The organism is Enterococcus ureasiticus, assembly GCF_001730285.1.
Taxonomy (GTDB): domain Bacteria; phylum Bacillota; class Bacilli; order Lactobacillales; family Enterococcaceae; genus Enterococcus_L; species Enterococcus_L ureasiticus.
In genome coordinates this window covers 1-13294 of sequence record NZ_MIJZ01000002.1, presented here as the reverse complement: position 1 = coordinate 13294, position 13294 = coordinate 1, and the positions used below count along the sequence as shown (strand labels likewise).

10 protein-coding genes, 13 tRNA genes and 1 rRNA gene are annotated in these 13294 nt (G+C 36.2%); 22 read left to right on the top strand and 2 right to left on the bottom strand.

Annotated elements, in window-relative coordinates; genetic code table 11:
• The 14 genes from rrf to BCR21_RS05805 all read left to right on the top strand — a co-directional run.
• Positions 1–95: ribosomal RNA gene (rrf, locus tag BCR21_RS05870) — 5S ribosomal RNA — on the top strand; the annotation flags it as partial.
• A 7-nt stretch (positions 96–102) separates the two neighbouring features.
• Positions 103–176, top strand: a tRNA-Asn gene (locus tag BCR21_RS05865).
• A gap of 47 nt (positions 177–223) precedes the next feature.
• A tRNA-Ser gene (locus tag BCR21_RS05860) sits at positions 224–312 on the top strand.
• A gap of 16 nt (positions 313–328) precedes the next feature.
• Positions 329–400 (top strand) — tRNA-Glu (locus BCR21_RS05855).
• A gap of 12 nt (positions 401–412) precedes the next feature.
• Positions 413–485 (top strand) — tRNA-Val (locus BCR21_RS05850).
• Between the two features lie 9 nt (positions 486–494).
• Positions 495–568 (top strand) — tRNA-Asp (locus tag BCR21_RS05845).
• Positions 569–583: 15 nt separating this feature from the next.
• A tRNA-Phe gene (locus BCR21_RS05840) sits at positions 584–656 on the top strand.
• A gap of 3 nt (positions 657–659) precedes the next feature.
• A tRNA-Tyr gene (locus BCR21_RS05835) sits at positions 660–740 on the top strand.
• Between the two features lie 9 nt (positions 741–749).
• Positions 750–820, top strand: a tRNA-Trp gene (locus BCR21_RS05830).
• Positions 821–836: 16 nt separating this feature from the next.
• Positions 837–909 (top strand) — tRNA-His (locus BCR21_RS05825).
• A gap of 30 nt (positions 910–939) precedes the next feature.
• A tRNA-His gene (locus tag BCR21_RS05820) sits at positions 940–1012 on the top strand.
• Between the two features lie 21 nt (positions 1013–1033).
• Positions 1034–1105: transfer RNA gene (locus BCR21_RS05815), tRNA-Gln, on the top strand.
• Positions 1106–1139: 34 nt separating this feature from the next.
• Positions 1140–1210: transfer RNA gene (locus tag BCR21_RS05810), tRNA-Cys, on the top strand.
• Positions 1211–1225: 15 nt separating this feature from the next.
• Positions 1226–1309, top strand: a tRNA-Leu gene (locus BCR21_RS05805).
• A gap of 333 nt (positions 1310–1642) precedes the next feature.
• On the opposite strand, the gene BCR21_RS05800 is transcribed toward BCR21_RS05805, so the two are convergent.
• On the bottom strand, positions 1643–2188 hold the full coding sequence (locus BCR21_RS05800) for a PadR family transcriptional regulator (RefSeq protein WP_069645581.1): 546 nt from the start codon (positions 2186–2188) through the stop codon (positions 1643–1645).
• A gap of 180 nt (positions 2189–2368) precedes the next feature.
• Between BCR21_RS05800 and BCR21_RS05795 the strand changes: the two genes are divergently transcribed.
• The gene (locus BCR21_RS05795) at positions 2369–3541 is read left to right on the top strand and encodes an MFS transporter (RefSeq protein WP_069645582.1); all 1173 of its coding nucleotides are present in this window, start codon (positions 2369–2371) and stop codon (positions 3539–3541) included.
• A gap of 151 nt (positions 3542–3692) precedes the next feature.
• Here the strand turns inward: BCR21_RS05795 and BCR21_RS05790 are convergent, their stop codons facing one another.
• The gene (locus BCR21_RS05790) at positions 3693–6353 is read right to left on the bottom strand and encodes a sigma-54-dependent transcriptional regulator (protein ID WP_069645580.1); all 2661 of its coding nucleotides are present in this window, start codon (positions 6351–6353) and stop codon (positions 3693–3695) included.
• A gap of 254 nt (positions 6354–6607) precedes the next feature.
• Here BCR21_RS05790 and BCR21_RS05785 point away from each other — a divergent pair, with 254 nt between their 5' ends.
• From BCR21_RS05785 to BCR21_RS05755, 7 genes are all read left to right on the top strand, one after another.
• Complete coding sequence (locus BCR21_RS05785; RefSeq protein WP_069645579.1) at positions 6608–6943, top strand: PTS lactose/cellobiose transporter subunit IIA; 336 nt, start codon at positions 6608–6610, stop codon at positions 6941–6943.
• 25 nt (positions 6944–6968) lie between these two features.
• Complete coding sequence (locus tag BCR21_RS05780; protein WP_069645578.1) at positions 6969–7271, top strand: PTS sugar transporter subunit IIB; 303 nt, start codon at positions 6969–6971, stop codon at positions 7269–7271.
• Positions 7272–7294: 23 nt separating this feature from the next.
• On the top strand, positions 7295–8554 hold the full coding sequence (locus BCR21_RS05775) for a PTS sugar transporter subunit IIC (protein WP_069645577.1): 1260 nt from the start codon (positions 7295–7297) through the stop codon (positions 8552–8554).
• Positions 8555–8566: 12 nt separating this feature from the next.
• Positions 8567–9610: a tyrosine-protein phosphatase gene (locus BCR21_RS05770; RefSeq protein ID WP_240488073.1), complete on the top strand. Its 1044-nt coding sequence runs from the start codon at positions 8567–8569 to the stop codon at positions 9608–9610.
• Positions 9611–9873: 263 nt separating this feature from the next.
• Entirely contained in the window at positions 9874–10710 is an 837-nt protein-coding gene (gene licT, locus BCR21_RS05765) for a BglG family transcription antiterminator LicT (RefSeq protein WP_069645575.1), read from the top strand.
• A gap of 128 nt (positions 10711–10838) precedes the next feature.
• Complete coding sequence (locus BCR21_RS05760) at positions 10839–12722, top strand: beta-glucoside-specific PTS transporter subunit IIABC (protein WP_069645574.1); 1884 nt, start codon at positions 10839–10841, stop codon at positions 12720–12722.
• A gap of 40 nt (positions 12723–12762) precedes the next feature.
• Positions 12763–13294: family 1 glycosylhydrolase (locus BCR21_RS05755; protein ID WP_139125610.1), on the top strand; the 532-nt coding region annotated here is incomplete at its 3' end.

Genomic DNA, 13294 nt, shown 5'->3' with positions numbered 1-13294 from the left:
GATACACCTGTTCCCATGCCGAACACAGAAGTTAAGCTTCTTAGCGCCGATTGTAGTGAAGGGTTTCCCTTTGTGAGAGTAGGACGTCGCCACGCTAATTATTCCGGCATAGCTCAGTTGGTAGTAGCGCATGACTGTTAATCATGATGTCGTAGGTTCGAGTCCTACTGCCGGAGTTCCTTAATATAGGACTTGATGAGTAATGCTTGCTTCTTTTAACTTTGGAGAGTTGTCCGAGTGGCCGAAGGAGCATGATTGGAAATCATGTAGACGGTGAACGCTGTCTCAAGGGTTCGAATCCCTTACTCTCCGTATTAAGTTTTTTATTGGCCCGTTGGTCAAGCGGTTAAGACACCGCCCTTTCACGGCGGTATCACGGGTTCGATTCCCGTACGGGTCATTTATATTTATTGGAGGTTTAGCTCAGCTGGGAGAGCACCTGCCTTACAAGCAGGGGGTCGGCGGTTCGATCCCGTCAACCTCCATTAAATTACGGTTTGGTAGTTCAGCTGGTTAGAATGCCTGCCTGTCACGCAGGAGGTCGCGGGTTCGAGTCCCGTCCAGACCGTTTTATTATTTTTTTGGCGCAGTAGCTCAGTTGGTAGAGCAACGGATTGAAGCTCCGTGTGTCGGCAGTTCGATTCTGTCTTGCGCCATTTGGAGGAATAGCGAAGTGGCTAAACGCGACGGACTGTAAATCCGTTCCTTAGGGTTCAGTGGTTCGAATCCACTTTCCTCCATTACATAGTAGGGATATAGTTAAACGGTATAACTACGGTCTCCAAAACCGTCATTGTGGGTTCGATTCCTACTATCCCTGTTAGTAAAATTTTATGGCGATTGTGGTGAAGTGGTTAACACAGCGGATTGTGGTTCCGCCATGCGTGGGTTCGATCCCCATCAGTCGCCCTTAGATTTAATTTTATTTTATGTTTTATGGCGATTGTGGTGAAGTGGTTAACACAGCGGATTGTGGTTCCGCCACGCGTGGGTTCGATTCCCATCAGTCGCCCTTAGATTTAATTTTTATTATTGGGGTATAGCCAAGCGGTAAGGCAACAGGTTTTGATCCTGTCATGCGTTGGTTCGAATCCAGCTACCCCAGTTTTCTCGTTTAGAGAATCTTTAAATTGTAATATGGCGGTATAGCCAAGTGGTAAGGCAGAGGTCTGCAAAACCTTCATCACCGGTTCAAATCCGGTTACCGCCTTGCAAATTATTTCATGCCGGCGTGGCGGAATTGGCAGACGCGCTGGACTCAAAATCCAGTGCCCGCGAGGGCGTGCCGGTTCGACCCCGGCCGCCGGTATAATTGATATATTAACGTTAAAAGCGTTAATATATCTTTTTTTTTAGTAAATTAATAGAAGTTGTAGTTGTTGAAGAAATTAACGGTGAAAAAAATAAATAAATTAATATGGATAAGCATAACTTTACAGATAAAACTGAAAATCATGTACTCCCTAAAACAGGTGAGAGTGCCTAGGTATTTCTTGTAATATTTGGACTATCCATTTCTACAGCATCAGTTATAACGTTAAACGTACGAAAAAAAATGTATAACGAATAACAAATTAAAAGGGAGGAAAGACATTAAGTTGTTTTTCCTCCCTTTTAATATATAGACAATGACTTAAGTAGATCAGTCATCTAATTTACTTGAAAATAATTGCTCGACTTGTTCTTCAGCCCACTGGCACCAGCGAAGTTCCTCTTCACACATTCGTATTCTTCTTTGGATAACCAAAAATCGTCCAAAGTTTTTTTTCTGTTCTTCTGGATCAGTTAATTGATCGATTTGTGCTTGTTTCGCTTGGTTTTTTTTAAGCATTTTTAATTGATGCTGTTTTCTTTCAAAAAGTAAACCTTTAACGGTATCTTTATCTAAAATCGATGCTACATATATTTTTGCAAGAAATTCATCTTTTTGAGAAGGTTCTTTCGTTTCCTCTTGGATCCAAGTGTTGACGATATTTTCACCTTTTTTAGTCAAATGATAGATTTTTTTTTGTGAATGCTTCTCGTCATTTTCGACTGAAACATATTCTTCCTTCAAAAGTTTTGCTAAAGAAGTGTAAATCTGACTGTGATGGGCTTCCCAAAAAAGTGAAAGATATTGCTTCAATTCATAACCAGTACATGGTTTTCTAACTAACATACAAAGCAAAATATAACTTAGAGTATTCATAGTAACTGTTCTCCTTATCATTTTGAATCCGCTTATTTTCTATTATAACACAAAATGGAATGATATATCATAAATAAATACATGTGAATATTGACATGTATTTATTTATGTAGTATTTTTATATAGAAAGAAGGTAATGAAGTGGAAGAATCAGATTTTTTAGAGGAACGTTTAGAAGAAATGGAAATTGATAAGAGTGGACTGCGCTCTGCTTATGCGGTTGCATTTACTTGTATGATTGCATTTATGGGCATCGGCTTGGTAGATCCTATTTTAAAAACAATTGCACGGCAGTTAGACGCTACACCAGCACAAACAACTCTTTTATTTACGAGTTATATGTTGGTGACAGGGGTTATGATGCTGTTTACTGGATATATTTCTAGTAGGATTGGTGCAAAGAAAACATTGATTTTTGGACTGATTATTATTATTGGATTTTCATGTTTAGCAGGCTTTTCTGAAACGATTGAAGGCTTAATCTATTTACGTGCAGGTTGGGGGTTAGGAAATGCATTGTTTATTTCAACTGCTTTATCTGCGATTGTGGGCGTGTTAGCGGGGCAAACGGAAAAAGCAATCATCATGTATGAAGCATCGATGGGACTTGGAATGGCGATTGGTCCTTTGCTTGGTGGAGTGTTAGGTAGCATGTCTTGGCGTATGCCGTTCTTCGGTGTAGCCACTTTGATGTTTATAGCAACATTAGCAATTGCTTTTTTGTTAACGCCAATAGCTAAGCCAAAGAAAAAAGTATCTCTTTTGGCTGGGATCAAGGCTTTAAGTAATCATAAATTGCGCTCAGTCGGGATCATCGCATTATTATATAATTTTGGTTTTTTTACATTATTAGCCTATGCGCCATTTCTACTTGAAGGATTTTCAGAAATGCAAGTTGGTTTTGTCTTTTTTGGTTGGGGAGCGTTATTAGCAGTAGCTTCTGTATTTATTGCACCTATTTTAGAGAAACAAATCAATACGTATCGTACCATTTTACTAGCATTGTTCTTTTTCTTAGTATGTTTGGGTTTTATTGGATTTAATGCACAGACACCGGAATTAGTCGCTGTGGGCGTTATTATGGCCGGGTTATTCCAAGGCTTGATCAATACACTTTTAACAACGATTGCGATGGAAATACCAGATATTGAAAGAAGTGTAGCTTCATCTTCATATAGTTTTATTCGTTTTTTTGGTGGTGCAATCGCACCTTTTGTAGCTGGAAAATTAGCAGAAATTTGGAATTCCAGTGTAACATTTTACTTTGCAGCATTTATGGTATTGATTGGATTGGTATTTGTGATTATTCATAATCAGTATTTCGCAACAGAGGAAGAATACGAAATTATTTAAAAGAAGGTTTGTGTACAAAAGCTATTCGTTACAGTATTGTATTTCATTTTTGAATAATCTTATGTCGTATTTTCATATTAATTTTGGATGCACGCATTGCTCGGGGAAAGAGCTCTAGACAAACTATTTTTAGTTTGTCTAGAGCTCTTTTTTAAAGAAATGACTCATTCATAAAAAAGGCAGTGATATAAAAAATTTCATCCTTAGGTATTGTGATGGCATAATAGGTTTCTAAAAATTGACTGTTTTTTTGAACGCTGGCAATTTCAACAGCAAATTTTTCTTGAAATGTTGAAGTTTGTGGAAAACAACTGACATTTTTTCCTTGTTTTAAACGGTCGATCATGCAAACTACATGACAAGCTAAACCTACTTTTATTTCATAAGAAATATCAGGATTGATTTGTACTGCCATTGTTTCCACCCATTCTCTAATTGAAACAATCAGTTGCTCACCATCTTTATACACTAGCATATTTGCAATATTAGTCCGCATACCTTCAAACGCGATTTCATAATCAATAAGAGACTGAATTTGCTTTGTTTTTGTTTCATCTAGTGCATCAGTGATTGAAAAATGAGGTGAAGCCAACGATAATTGAAAAGTGCCGATCGTGCAAATGATTTTTCCAGAGCAACTCAAGTTCGTGATCATTTGTTCTAATAATCTTTCATCAGTTATTTGTAACGATACGATTTCACAAGCACCACCTCTTAAATTTAAGCGGTTTCCTAGCATTTTTTTGATTAATTGAGCAGAGCCTTCGCCTGTAGTACATAATGTAAGTATATATAGTTTTTCTGGTTTTTGTTCTTCATAATTTTTCTTATAAGTAGATAATCCTCTAATATTCTTCGTTGATTCAAATACTTCATTTAAACCATGGCCAAGGGAGGCTTTTCTACTGGCTTCCAAAACATGAAGGGTGCTGACCAGTTCAATACAGCGGATTTGGATGTTTAAATTTTTTTCTAATTCATCACTGAAATTGATCAAAGAGCCCATGTCTACTAACAATAGAACATCCTTTAGCTGATTCTTTGCAGAAAGATAATTTTGGATATTTGTTAACGTGACGATTGGTTTTTCTTCAAGATTCATATCAAATCCGATCGCTATTTGTTCACCGAGGAGTTTGTTTACGACATTGGCCATACTTGTTGCTGTTGATTCACCGTGGGCTACGACAATGACTTCAACTTTCGTTCTTTTTTTACTTTTACTTTCATCAGATGTAAAAAATAGGGCAAGAAATCCAGCTTCATCTTCTGGAAGTCGGATACTAAAATCGGATTCTATGACAGATAGACAATGTTTGGCCGCATCAAAAAGACGAGGATGCTCTTGTTTTATCTCAACGATTCGCGGGTTGATGATTGTCTGGCCTCTTTTTACTCGTTGAATCGTATTGTATAAATGAAGGGCAAGTCCATAACGAACATTATCAGATAAATAAATAGTCAATAATCTGGAGGCTTTTTCACATACTTTGTTAGCCGTTGCAACGATTTCTGAACCGACGATTTGCTCCAAATTATTTAAATCAACGACTGAATCAGTATTATATGAACGATAATAATTAGTGATTGTTGTATCGATGATTTCGGTTGTTTGAGAAATATTAAGTCCGATTCGTTCCATGTCACTCATTTTTTGTTCGATGATTTGGTAGATATCATTTCCCTTCGTCTCTTTAGGTAAAAAGAGTGTCGTTTCTTCTTCATTGAAGAGGAAGAATCGGGTATTCATATTTGGTAGAAGTAGCCAGATTTTTTTGCGATCTTCAGTATTATAAAGGCCTTCACGGATGTAATGTGGGAGCTCATAGCTACTGATTTTGATTGTTTCTTCCTGGCGGGCAATAAATTGAGAATAGGCTTTTGCACATAGTAATTGAATGTCTGCTTTTAGCTGCCCCACATTATTTGGACAATGATATCCTAATAAGGCTCGAATTGTATTGGTTGAAACTTCTATGGGTGTTCTTAGTTTCTTCGTCTCAGTTTGAAAAAAGGTTGCAATTAAGCTTAATCTCTCTTCTAAACCACGGTCAACCAAACTAGGAATTTCAATTCTCATTGGAATTCTACGGATAAATGTTTGTAGTAAAGAAGAAGAGGTATCTTCTGTTGTTGCACAAACAAGTAAAACTTGCGCTTGTCGTTCACTATTTGTTTCGCCAAGCCTGCGGTAAATCCCTCGATCAATGAATGTAAACAGCATTTCTTGACCTTCAGGAGGAAGGCGGTGGATTTCATCTAGAAAGAGAATACCGCCATTTGCTTTTTCTAGTAAACCAACTCGATCGAGATCTGCTCCAGTATAAGCACCTTTCAGTACTCCGAAAATAGAGCCTACCAATAACTGAGGATTATTTGCATAGTCAGCACAATTAAAGGTGATAAAGTTAGAATCCGCTTTCAATTTATTTTGCACAAGCGCATAAGTATAAATTAATTCAGCAAACATGCTTTTTCCAACACCTGTTTCACCAGTTAATAAGATATGCATCCCATTTGGAGGATACAAAATAGCTGCCTTAGCTTGTTCACCACAGTGAAAAAGACTGGGGCTTTTTTTGATGAAATCATCTAAGATATTCTCTTCATTTTTTATTGTTGGAGTAGTTGAAAAAAAATAGACTGGTTTAGTACCGATTTTCTTTGCTTTACCTAGTTTGACTAATTGATTTAAATCACTACTGACATTTGCACGTGTGATCTGTAGTTGCTCTGCCATTTCACTTGCAGTAACGGGTTGCTTTTCAGAGTATTGTGTTAGTAATTCCGCTATTTTATCGATTCTTTTCATTTTTCCACGACCTTTGATGGATAGTGTGTTTTGTGTTCTATGGACTAAGTATAATGTTGTGAGATGAAATAGTCAAAGTCATGTGTTTTATTTTTGACAATGTGTTTTGTCGGTTCTGAAAGATGTGTTTTGTTTTTTTGAATTAGGAAACACATCTTTCAGAATCGTTATTCAGTCAATGTTTTAATTGTTTGGCACGTTTATTGCGTATATAACTATGAAAACATAATTAGTGTTTGAAGGGAGAAGATCAAATGATTTCAGAGACGGATGTAATGCAGATCATTGTTTATGCGGGTAATGCCAAATCACTGGCAATGAATGCAATCAAAGAGGCCAAAGATGGAAAGATAGCGAGCGCAAAAAAGACGTTAGAAGAAAGCAAAAAAAACTTAAAAGTTGCTCATCAACATCACACAGATATTTTACAGAAATTTGCGAGTAATCCAGATGAATCTGCCAATATGTTTTTAACTCACGCACAAGATCATATGATGGCAGCGATAACTGCAACAGATTTTGCAAAAGAATTAATAGATTTACATGAAGAACTACAACAATTGCGTAGTTTAATTACAGAGAATGTTTAAAAAATAAATGGAAAAGGTGATCAGAATGAAAATTACATTAGCGTGTGCAGGTGGAATGTCAACAGGAATGTTAGTTAAAAAAATGGAGGAGTACGCAAATTCACAAGGAATCGAAGCAGATATTTCAGCCTGTGGACTTAGTGAATTAGAAGAAAGAGTGATTGGATCAGATATTATTTTATTAGGTCCCCAAGTTGGTTATCAGTTAGATGATGTAAAAAAAGAATATCCAGATATCCCAGTACTTGTGATTGAGATGATGGATTATGGCATGATGAATGGGGAGAAAGTTTTTAAGAATGCTCAAGAAATTATCACGTCTAATTAGGGTTAGTAAAAGGAGGAGTAAAAATGTCTGAAACGAAAAAAAGTTCATTTATCAACGGATTGAATATATTTGTCAATAAGTTTTCCAATAATATCTTTATTAAGAGTATCGCTAATGGCATGATGATGACATTGCCAATCACAATTGTAGGAAGTCTGACAACGATTATTGGAATGATTCCGGGGTTACCTGAGATCGTCATGAAAGCTTGCTCGTTAGGAACATCGATTTCAAGTAATCTAATTACGATCTATGTTATTATTGGGATTTCTTGTGCTATGGCGAGAGAGAAAAAAGGCGATACGATTGCATCAATTATTTTGTCGTTAGCTGCTTTCTTCGTTTTGACACCAATAACTGCATTTGATATTGGTCAAGAAAAACCCGCGTTGGCTTTTGAATTAACTTATCTAGGATCAAAAGGAATTTTTGTTGGGATGATCGTGGCGCTAGTTGTTACTTGGGTTTTCGCTAAAATGGTTGAAAAGCGTATTACGTTTAGAATGCCTGAGAGTGTACCTACGGCTATTGCCAAAACATTTGAAGCAATTGTTCCAGCAGCAATTATTTTTATCGTTGTTATTATGATCAGTACTGCTTTCGCTGAAACTAAATTTGGTAATATTCATGACTTTATCTATACGAATTTGCAAACACCGCTCGAAGCTTTAGGGGGTTCGATATGGTCAGCGCTATTCATCATGTTTTTATCAGAATTATTATGGTTCTTCGGTATTCATGGAAGTATGGTGGTAGGTTCTGTTATTGCCGTTTTATTTACAACACAAGCTTATGCAAATATGGAAGCTGTCGCAGCAGGAGAAGCTGCAACAAACATTATCAATTCGTTTTTCTTAGATGCATTTAAAGGTCCGAGAGCTTTAGCTTTAGCTGTTATTCTAGTTTGGATGAGTAGAAGTGAAAAATTCAAATCAATTGGAAAAATTTCCTTAGTTCCTAGTATCTTCGGAATAACTGAACCAATGAAATTTGGGATTCCAATGATCATGAATGCGATTATTTTTATTCCATTGACTCTTTCAGCGGCTGTCTGCGTAGGAATTGCTTATGTAGCAACAATAATTGGATTTTTACCTGTTATCAGTGTCAATGTTCCTAAAAATTTACCTACTTTTTTATCCGGTTTTATGGCCGCTGGTTGGCAAGGATTGGTCGTGCAGTTGATTCAATTTATTGTGGTATTATTATTGTATCTGCCATTTATGAAAAAATTGGATAGTCAAGGTGTTGCAGAAGAAACTGCAAATCTTGAAATGAAATAGGAGCGTGACCTGATGCAAACACTTCAAGTAAAAAGGGATGAGAATCAATTAGCAATTTATATTCCAGATACAGCAGTACTTCCTGTCAAGGTTTATTATGGAACAGACAGTTCAGGAAAAACGCATACTAACTATTTGGAGTTTACAGAACAAGGGTGGCAAAATTTTGTGGACCCTAATTCTAATGAACGTCTTTACTTTAAATTAGAAATGAATTCAGATATATTTATCGGAGCAGAACGTCGATTGCCTTTGAAAAATTTATATAATTGCCGTGATATGGGAGGGTATCATACAACCGATGGCCGATTAACAAAGTGGGGGCAAGTTTTCCGATCAGATGCTTTGCATCAAATAGATGAGAAAGGTCAAGCCTATATTGAGCGTATGGGTGTCAAGCGGATTATTGATTTTCGTTCACCAGAGGAAATAAAGAAAGATCCGAATAAATCCATTTCGACCAGTGAGATATTCAATTTTAATCCTCATGCAGATGTGGCTCAACAAGCCAGTACACAAACTGTTTCTCGGAAGGATGAAGATAAAATAGCTCAATTAGAAATAATGGTTGAGACAGAAGAAGGTCGGGCGCAACTGGTCAAAAATCGTAATGTAATGGTCAAACAAATGGAGCAATTAGTGTTAGGAACAAATGCCATCAAAGCATATAAACAATTTTTTAAAACGCTTGTACAAGAGGATATAACCCCGCTGATATTCCATTGCCAAGGCGGAAAAGATCGGACCGGTTGGGCAGCAGCTTTATATTTAGGTGCTTTAGGTGTGGATAAAGATCAAATCTACCAAGATTATTTACTAACTGATAAAATGAATGCTCCCAGAAATGCGAAAAGAATGGCTATTTATAAAAAGTATACAGACAATGAAGATGTATTAGCTTTTCTAGCTTCCTTGCAGCAAACAAGAAAAGATTATCTGGATGGAGCCTATGATGCTGTAGAAGGTCGCTATGGAACGATAACTAATTACTTAAAAGATGAATTAGAAGTAGATGAAGAAACGTTAGAATCACTAAGAAATAAATACGTGTATTGACTCGAGTAAATATCATTAGCAAGATAGAATAACTAAATCTGTCTTGCTATTTATCGTTATACGTTAAGTAACAATAATATTTAAGTTAGTAGAAATTCTTTTTTAAAAGCGAATGAAAGTATTTTCCCTTTATTGACAACGCTTTATTTTCATGGTTTAATAACAAGAGAAATCAAGATTGTTACTGAGTTTTCAGGCTATACTTTATTTCTTTTTAGTAACATTTAATTAGCTAGCTGATCTAATCTCATTGAGGAGATATTATGGAAGTAAAAAAAGTAATCAATAATAATATTGTGAAGTCTCTTGATGCTGACAATCACGAAGTATTAGTGATGGGTAAAGGTATTGGCTTTAAGAAAAATGTCGGTGATGTTATTGATGATGCTCTTATTGAAAAAGTATATACAAGTAATGCCGATTTAAATACAAATAAGCTAACTCAACTATTATCGAATGTTCGTTTAGAGCATTTACAGGTTGCCAATGAAATTATTGGATTCGCTAAAGTTTCCTTAGGTAAAAAGTTGAATGAAAATATCTATCTTACGTTAACTGATCATATCGATTATGCAATCGAACGACATAATAGTGGTTTACCTGTTAGAAACGCACTCCTTTGGGAAATCAAGCGTTTTTACAATCACGAATATTTGATTGGAAAAGAAGCATTGACTATTATTTCTAATCGTCTGGATATAGTACTTCCAGAAGATGAAGCTGGTTTTATTGCATTGCATATCGTTAATGCAGAACTAGATTTATCACAAGTCAGTCAAGTTTCAGAAATGACAAAGGTCATTCAAAAAATCATTAATATTGTTAAATATCATTATAAAACAGATTTGGATGAATACACGTTAAATTATGAACGATTTATTACGCATTTAAAGTTTTTTGTTCAACGCTTATTTAGCGGAATAGAATTGGATAAAGACAAAGATGAAGGCTTCTTGTTTATGTTAAAAGAAAAATATCAAGACGAATACCTTTGTGCACTGAAAATACGCGAGTATATTGGAAAAGAATTTGGTCGTGATTTACAAGAAGATGAGATGATTTATCTCACTATCCATATCAGAAGAATAACCAACAATTAAAGGATTGTTACTGCGTTAAAGCAGGCTATACCTAAGAAAAATCTCTTTGAAATAAGAGGTTTCTTAGGTATTTTTTTATGGATTTTATTAGGCTTCACAATTAACACTTAGAATTAGGGGGATGAATGATGAACTATCAAGAATTAGGAAAAACGATTATTGAAAAAATCGGTGGAAAACAAAATATCGCTGGTTTGACTCATTGCGCTACGAGGTTACGTTTCAATTTGAAAGATGAAGGGAAAACACAAACAGATGGATTGAAAAATACGCCAGGAGTGATGGGTGTTGTTTCAAAAGGTGGACAGTATCAGGTAATTATCGGTAGTGATGTAGGGAGTGTTTATAAAGAAATTTTAAAGGAAGTACCCACTTTAGATGGAGAACAAGTTGAATCTAACGAAAAAGATGAACGTGGTGCAGCTTCAAAAATTATTGACACGATCACAGGTATTTTTACACCAATTTTACCAGCGATTACTGCGGCTGGGATGTTAAAAGCTGTTTTGTCTCTTCTAGTTGTTTTTAATGCAATCGATAAAACTGGGCAGACCTATATTATTATTGATTTCATGGCAGATTCAGCCTTTTACTTTTTACCTATTTTGTTAGCAGCATCATCTGCACAGAAATTTAAAACAAATATGTATCTTGCCATGATGGTGGGTGGGATTTTACTTCATCCGAATTTTGTGGGAATGGTTAATGCTATCAAGGAGGCAGGAGAAGGCGGTATTCATCTTTTCGGATTACCGATATCTGCAGTAACGTATGGATCGTCAGTTATTCCGATTATTTTAGCTGTTTGGTTTATGTCTTATGTCGAACCGATTGCTGATAAAGTATCGCCTAAAGCAATCAAGTTTTTCAGTAAACCATTGATTACAATTGCGATTGTTGGGACAGTTTCGCTAGTAGTAGTAGGACCACTTGGTTATTTCATTAGTGACGCTATTTCAAATGGAATCAAAGCTTTGGAAAACTTTAGTCCATGGTTAGTTCCGACGATTATTGGAGCGTTGACACCATTGTTTGTAGCAACAGGAACGCATTATGGATTAGTACCGATCGGTATTAATAATCGTATGACAACTGGTTATGATAGTGTGATCTATCCAGGAATGTTAGCCTCAAACCTTGGACAAGGTGCTGCTTCTTTAGCCGTTGGTGTGAAAAGCAAAGATTCTTCAATCAAACAAGTAGCTGCTTCAGCTGGTTTAACAGGTTTGTTTGGGATTACTGAACCTGCATTGTATGGGGTTAACTTGAAATATAAAACTCCCTTATATGCTGCAATGATTGGCGGGGGAATCGGTGGTTTGTTCATGGGAATTACTCGAGTGAAAAACTTTACTGGTGGTTCACCTGGCTTATTGACACTTCCAAGTTACATTGGTGATGATACGTTGACACATTTATATATGGCTTGTATCGGAGCTGCGATCAGTATCGTGATTTCTTTTGCTGTTTCATATATTTTATATAAAGATCCAGTCGTTGAAACACCAAAAGCAACAATTAAAAACAATGAAGGTAACACTATTTCTGAAGCAAATACGATCACAGAGATCGTTGCACCAATCAAAGGTGACGTAGTAGCCTTGACAGCTGTAGAAGATGGAATGTTTTCAGAAGAGATTTTAGGTAAAGGCATTGCAATTAAACCTGTAGAAGGTATTGTTTACGCACCCGTTTCAGGAACTGTAACAGCACTTTTTGATTCTAAACATGCAATTGGTTTAACCAGTGATTCAGGTGTGGAGCTATTGATTCACATTGGCATAGATACTGTTCAATTAAATGGTGTGGGGTATGAATATTTTGTTGAAAAAGGTCAAAATATTGAAATAGGAGATAAGTTAATTGAATTTGACTTAGAAAAAATTGCTGAAAAAGGCTATAATATAATTACACCCGTTGTTGTAACGAATTCAGCCGATTTTGGTGATATTATTACTTTAACCAAAGTATTGGCTGAACCAGGTGAGCAAGTAATGAAAGTCATTCGCTAAGAAGACTTTTGTTCAAATAAATTGTTGGAGGATGAATGATATGGCATTTAGAAAAGACTTTTTATGGGGCGGCGCAACAGCAGCCAATCAATGTGAAGGCGGCTATAATGAAGGCGGACGCGGTTTGGCTAACGTAGATTTAGCACCCGTTGGACCGGATCGTTTTCCAGTAATCACAGGGGAGATGAAAATGTTTGATTTTGATGATGAACATTTTTACCCAGCTCAAAACGCGATCGACATGTACCATCGTTATAAAGAAGACATCGCATTATTTGGTGAAATGGGTTTTAAAACCTACCGTCTATCAATTGCTTGGAGTCGTATTTTCCCTCTAGGAGACGAAACAGAGCCGAATGAAGAAGGCTTGAAGTTCTATGAAGATTTGTTCAAAGAATGCCGCAAACACAATATAGAGCCTCTTGTAACGATCACTCACTTTGATTGTCCAATGCATCTAGTAGAAAAATATGGCGCATGGCGTAGTCGTGAAATGGTTGGCTTTTATGAAAACTTATGTAACGTAATTTTCAATCGCTACAAAGGCTTAGTTAAATATTGGTTAACATTCA

What these genes read in the sequence shown, in the direction of transcription:
- BCR21_RS05800 (WP_069645581.1), bottom strand. Translation starts at nt 2,188, where the DNA reads ATGAATACTCTAAGTTATATTTTGCTTTGTATGTTAGTTAGAAAACCA.
- BCR21_RS05795 (WP_069645582.1), top strand. Translation starts at nt 2,369, where the DNA reads ATGGAAATTGATAAGAGTGGACTGCGCTCTGCTTATGCGGTTGCATTT.
- BCR21_RS05790 (WP_069645580.1), bottom strand. Translation starts at nt 6,353, where the DNA reads ATGAAAAGAATCGATAAAATAGCGGAATTACTAACACAATACTCTGAA.
- BCR21_RS05785 (WP_069645579.1), top strand. Translation starts at nt 6,608, where the DNA reads ATGATTTCAGAGACGGATGTAATGCAGATCATTGTTTATGCGGGTAAT.
- BCR21_RS05780 (WP_069645578.1), top strand. Translation starts at nt 6,969, where the DNA reads ATGAAAATTACATTAGCGTGTGCAGGTGGAATGTCAACAGGAATGTTA.
- BCR21_RS05775 (WP_069645577.1), top strand. Translation starts at nt 7,295, where the DNA reads ATGTCTGAAACGAAAAAAAGTTCATTTATCAACGGATTGAATATATTT.
- BCR21_RS05770 (WP_240488073.1), top strand. Translation starts at nt 8,567, where the DNA reads ATGCAAACACTTCAAGTAAAAAGGGATGAGAATCAATTAGCAATTTAT.
- licT (WP_069645575.1), top strand. Translation starts at nt 9,874, where the DNA reads ATGGAAGTAAAAAAAGTAATCAATAATAATATTGTGAAGTCTCTTGAT.
- BCR21_RS05760 (WP_069645574.1), top strand. Translation starts at nt 10,839, where the DNA reads ATGAACTATCAAGAATTAGGAAAAACGATTATTGAAAAAATCGGTGGA.